The sequence below is a fragment of the Streptomyces sp. NPDC060198 genome (genome assembly GCF_042728415.1).
Classification (GTDB): Bacteria; Actinomycetota; Actinomycetes; order Streptomycetales; family Streptomycetaceae; genus Streptomyces.
On sequence record NZ_JBHWZJ010000435.1, the window covers coordinates 1 to 5335 of the forward strand.

The 5335-nt window shown below is 71.6% G+C and carries 3 protein-coding genes; all 3 read left to right on the top strand.

The window, feature by feature from the left end:
- Positions 1-714 precede the first annotated feature (714 nt).
- The gene (locus ACFWEP_RS31045) at positions 715-1254 is read left to right on the top strand and encodes a GNAT family N-acetyltransferase (RefSeq protein ID WP_387375088.1); all 540 of its coding nucleotides are present in this window, start codon (positions 715-717) and stop codon (positions 1252-1254) included.
- A 100-nt stretch (positions 1255-1354) separates the two neighbouring features.
- The gene (locus tag ACFWEP_RS31050) at positions 1355-2389 is read left to right on the top strand and encodes a hypothetical protein (RefSeq protein WP_387375090.1); all 1035 of its coding nucleotides are present in this window, start codon (positions 1355-1357) and stop codon (positions 2387-2389) included.
- Positions 2390-2844: 455 nt separating this feature from the next.
- Positions 2845-5286, top strand: a complete 2442-nt coding sequence (lon, locus tag ACFWEP_RS31055; protein WP_387375091.1) for an endopeptidase La — start codon at positions 2845-2847, stop codon at positions 5284-5286.
- Positions 5287-5335: the final 49 nt, after the last annotated feature.

Below are 5335 nucleotides of genomic sequence, written 5' to 3' on the forward strand. Positions count from 1 at the left end.
GTACGGCACCAGGGCCCCTAAGGAACTGCTAAACCATCGGCCGGCTTCGGTACGGCGCCGGCCTTCTTGTTCCGCACCGTCTCGCGGCGGATGGCCGCCGCGGGTGCGGGGATCGCGTGTGTGTGACCGGAGACCACCTCACTCCTCGATGTCCTGCGGTACCCGGGCTCGACAATCCGCCCGGGCGATCCTGATGGTGCCCGTCCCTCCGTTCTTCCCTCCGGGGCGGCCCGCTCGTCGAGCGGACCGTGTACGGCAGGTGCGAGCGGCCCGCTCGTCGAGCGGACCGTGTACGGCAGGTGCCGCGAACCGTCGTCGCCGCGCACCTGTGCCGCGCTGCGGTACTTCTTTCGGCGGCCCCTGATCGCTGCGGGCCACTCGGTCCGGTCGTCAGCCCCGTCGCCCTTCATGCGCCTGTCCTGGCTCCGGGGCTCCACCACCGCACCGACTGCGTACTGCTGTTGTGTGCGTACCGCTGCCCGGCAGTTCGTCTCTGCCGGGCCCTGCTGTCTCTCTGGGCTACGTGAGAAACCCTAGCCACACCACTCATCAATGTCTACTGTCACCGTTGTAGATTTCTTCGCCATGTCCGGGGAAGTATTCGTCCTGTGGTGTCGTGGACCGGATCCGCCCGCAGGGTGTGGCCCGGGGCGCTGGATCGCGACCGGTCTGCGGGGCCTTGCTCTCTGTCGGACCGGGGTGTGGGGTGGCGGCATGACCGGACTCGGACCCATCACCTGGCCGCCTGCCCCGATCAGGACCGGGAGGCTCGTACTCCGCGAGTCAGAGGTGCGGGACCGCGCGCTGTTCGTCGCACTGCTGTCGTCGTCGGAAGCCCACACCTACCTCGGCGGTCCCCGCCCGCGTGCTGAACTCGAACGTGCTCTGCCTGCGGTGCCCGAGCGGTGGCCGGGAAGCTTCGTCGTCGAACTCGACGGGACGATGATCGGCCAGATCCTGCTCAGGAGAGCAGCGGAGCACCGCCGCCCGGCTGCCGCGGGAAAGGTCGACCTCGGCTACCTGTTCCTTCCGCGCGCGTGGGGATCCGGGTACGCCACCGAGGCGTGCACGGCGGCGCTCGACTGGATCGGCGGCGCCCTTCCCGGTGAGCCCGTGGTGCTCGCCACCCAGACCGCCAACGCCGGATCGATGCGCCTCGCGGCGAAGCTGGGCTTCACCGAGGTGGAGCGGTTCCACGCCTGGGGCGCCGAGCAGTGGCTCGGTCGGCGACCGCCGGTCGTGCCGGCCGGCTGACGCCAGGGCGCGCAGGCGCGGAACGGACGCTCTCCGCCGGCCCGGCCGGACGTGCGCGGCATGATCGAGGTCGTGGAGAATGCGACGGTGGGGGTGCGGCGTGAGGGATTGGCGGACCGATCCGACGTTCGCGATGTGCGCGGCGCTGGTGGACGGAGCGGACCTCGAGTCGTTCGTCGGAGGCGCGTTCGACGTACGGGCGGTGGTGGCTGACATCCCGCCCCGGGCCCTGCGCGGGTTGCTCCTGGACGCCGTGCCGTGGGGGAACTTCCCCCACGGTGACGCTGCCCGCGCGGCCGTCCGTCTGCTGTGCACCGGCGAGGGCTCCGCTCTCGGCGCGACGGACGTGCTGGGCGGACTGTGCGCGAACGACAGCCGGGCCGCCGCCGCCCTCGCCGTACCGTTCCTGATTCCCGTCGCCGTCGACGGCCGCCACCCTCACCGTGCCGCCGCCCTCGCCGTACTCTCCGGTCCGGCCCGCGCCCGTCACCATGGCGTGGCCTCCCGCGACGAATTCCTGCTCCACCGCCACGATCCCCGGCGCCACGCCCCCGGCGACTACGACGACTACGGCGTCGAGGTGACGGGCTATCCGGCAGGCTGGTCGGTGGCCGCAGCCCGAGCCGCGATCACCGCCGGAGCCCCCGTGCTCCTGCCGCTTCTCGACGACTCCGACCCCGCCCTCCGCATGGATGCGGCCTATGCCCTGGCCACCGCCGCCGACCCCGGCCACACGGTCCGGACCGCCCTCGCCGGCAGGTTCGCCATCGAGCGCGACGCCATGGTCCGCGCCGCCCTGCTCCTCGCCGTCGCCGAGGCGGCCCGGGCTCACGGACACCCGCAGGCCGTGCCGTGGTTCCGCGAACGGTGGTTGGACGGGGCGGAGGCACCCGAAGTCCGTCTGGTCGCGGCGATCAGCCGACTCTGCCTCACGGACGAGCCCGTCCCCGAGGACCTCCGCCGGGCCATCGGCCCCCTCGTCACGGATGGACGCGCGCACGCCATGGACGCCCTGCCGTGGATGTCCGCCGCCGCCGGAACCGGTGAACCGGGACTCCTGCGCTGCATTCGCCGCATGCTCCACCCCGAGGAACCCGAACCGGACGACGAAGACCTCCGGTCCTACTTGCCGTGAGCGAGGTCGTCGGTCCGTCCGTGGATCTCCGGCAACCTCGACCCGCAGTGGACGGCTGTCGCGTGCGATCGGTCCCTGTATCCAGCACGGAGATTGCCGCGTGCGTCACGTCCGGTTGGTGTCGTCCTCCGCTCTGCCCGTACATCCGAGGCGGACGCCGTAGCTCCGAACCGCCCGGCTCGATGAACCCGGACCTCGAATCCGTAGGAGGGAGGCCTGCCGAACTACTCGGGACTACGTCCGCCACGCGATCCATCACCTGCCAACCGGGCACCCCGATGCAAGGTCACCCAGACCGACGCACCTCGTACGCGGCTTCGGTCCGGAAGGTGCGGGGTCCATCCGCACAGGACGGCAACTCCCCGATCGCTCACAGCGAACACTCCGCGGGGAACATTCTCCGGCTCACAAGCATTGAGCGTGCATAGCTCAACTTGACTGCCGAAGGGAAGATCATGGCTACCGACACCAAGGCGTCCACCCCGTTCGACCTGCCCGTGCTGCCGCTCGACGACGAAGTCGTGCTGCCGGGCATGGTGGTTCCTCTCGATCTTTCCGACAGCGAGGCCCGCGCCGCCGTGGAGGCCGCGCAGGCCGCCGCCGGTGAGGGCAGCAAGCCCGAGGTGCTTCTTGTTCCGCGCATCGACGGCAGATACACGGGGACCGGTGTCCTCGGTACGGTCGAGCAGATCGGGCGGCTCTCCGACGGGGACCCCGGGGCGATCGTGCGGGCCCGTTCGCGGGTGCGGATCGGCGCGGGTACGAGCGGTCCGGGGCGGGCCCTCTGGGTCGAGGCGACGCGGATCGACGAGAACGTGCCCGACCCGCTGCCGGGCGCTGTCGCCGAGCTGGTCAAGGAGTACAAGGCGCTCGCCACCACCTGGCTGAAGAAGCGGGGGGCCTGGCAGGTCGTCGACCGGGTGCAGCAGATCGAGGGCGTCTCCGCGCTCGCCGACAACTCCGGGTACTCGCCCTTCCTGACCACCGCGCAGAAGGTGGAGCTGCTGGAGACCACGGACGCCGTCGCCCGGCTGAAGCTCGCCGTGCGGTGGCTCGGCGAGCACCTCGCCGAGCAGGATGTGGCCGAGTCCATCGCGAAGGACGTCCAGGAGGGCGTCGACAAGCAGCAGCGCGAGTTCCTGCTGCGGCGCCAGCTCGACGCCGTGCGCAAGGAACTGTCCGAGCTCAACGGCGACCCGGGGGACGAGTCCGACGACTACCGCACCCGGGTCGAGGCCGCCGACCTGCCCGAGCACGTCCGTGAGGCGGCGCTCAAGGAGGTCGAGAAGCTGGAGCGTTCCTCCGACCAGAGCCCCGAGGGGTCCTGGATCAGGACCTGGCTGGACACCGTCCTGGAGCTGCCCTGGAACGAGCGGACCGAGGACGCGTACGACATCCCGGGCGCGCAGGCGACCCTGGACGCCGAGCACGCCGGGCTCAGGGACGTGAAGGAACGCATCACCGAGTACCTCGCGGTCCGCAAGCGACGGTCCGACCGGGGTCTCGGCGTCGTCGGCGGGCGGCGCGGCGGAGCCGTGCTGGCTCTCGTCGGGCCTCCCGGGGTCGGGAAGACCTCGCTCGGGGAGTCCGTCGCGCACGCCATGGGGCGCAAGTTCGTCCGGGTCGCGCTCGGCGGCGTCCGGGACGAGGCGGAGATCCGGGGCCACCGGCGTACGTACGTCGGAGCGCTGCCGGGGCGCATCGTCCGGGCGATCAAGGAGGCCGGCTCGATGAACCCGGTCGTGCTGCTCGACGAGATCGACAAGGTCGGCTCGGACTTCCGGGGCGACCCGGCCGCAGCCCTGCTCGAAGTGCTGGACCCGGCGCAGAACCACACCTTCCGGGACCACTACCTGGAGGTCGAACTCGACCTCAGCGACGTGGTCTTCCTCGCCACCGCCAACGTCCTGGAGTCCATCCCGGAGGCGCTGCTCGACCGCATGGAGCTGGTCCGGCTCGACGGGTACACCGAGGACGAGAAGGTCGTCATCGCCCGCGACCACCTGCTCCCGCGCCAGCTGGAGCGGGCCGGCCTGGAGAAGGACGAGGTCGTGCTGGAGGACTCGGCGCTGCGCAAGCTGGCCGGCGAGTACACCCGTGAGGCGGGCGTCCGGAACCTGGAGCGGGCCGTCGCCCGGCTGCTGCGGAAGGTCGCGGCCCAGCACGAACTGGGCGACCGGGAGCTGCCGTTCACGGTCACCGACGCCGATCTGCGGGGACTGATCGGACGGCCGCACCACGTGCCCGAGTCCGCGCAGGACCCGGCCGAACGCCGGACCGCCGTACCGGGCGTGGCCACCGGCCTCGCGGTCACCGGAGCGGGCGGTGACGTCCTCTTCGTGGAGGCCTCGCTGGCCGACCCGGAGACCGGGGCGTCCGGACTGACCCTCACCGGGCAGCTGGGCGACGTGATGAAGGAGTCCGCGCAGATCGCGCTGAGCTTCCTGCGCTCGCACGGCGCGGAGCTGGAGCTGCCGGTCGCCGATCTCAAGGACCGGGGCACCCACATCCACTTCCCGGCGGGCGCGGTCCCGAAGGACGGTCCGAGCGCCGGCATCACCATGACGACGGCGCTGGCCTCGCTGCTCTCCGGGCGCTTGGTCCGCACGGACGTGGCGATGACCGGTGAGGTCTCGCTGACCGGGCGGGTCCTGCCGATCGGCGGCCTGAAGCAGAAGCTGCTGGCGGCCCACCGGGCCGGGATCACCACCGTGGTGATCCCCAAGCGGAACGAAGCCGATCTGGACGACGTCCCGGCCGAGGTCCTGGAGACGCTGGAGGTGCACCCGGTGACCGACGTCCGCCAGGTGCTGGAGATCGCCCTGGCCCCGGTCGGCGCCGTTGCCGGGGAAGGTGCCGAGAAAGGCGCGGGGGAGAAGGTTCCGGCCGCGGCGTGAGCGGCACGGCGTGACGGACGTGCCGCCGCGCGCGTGACCGGTACGGAAC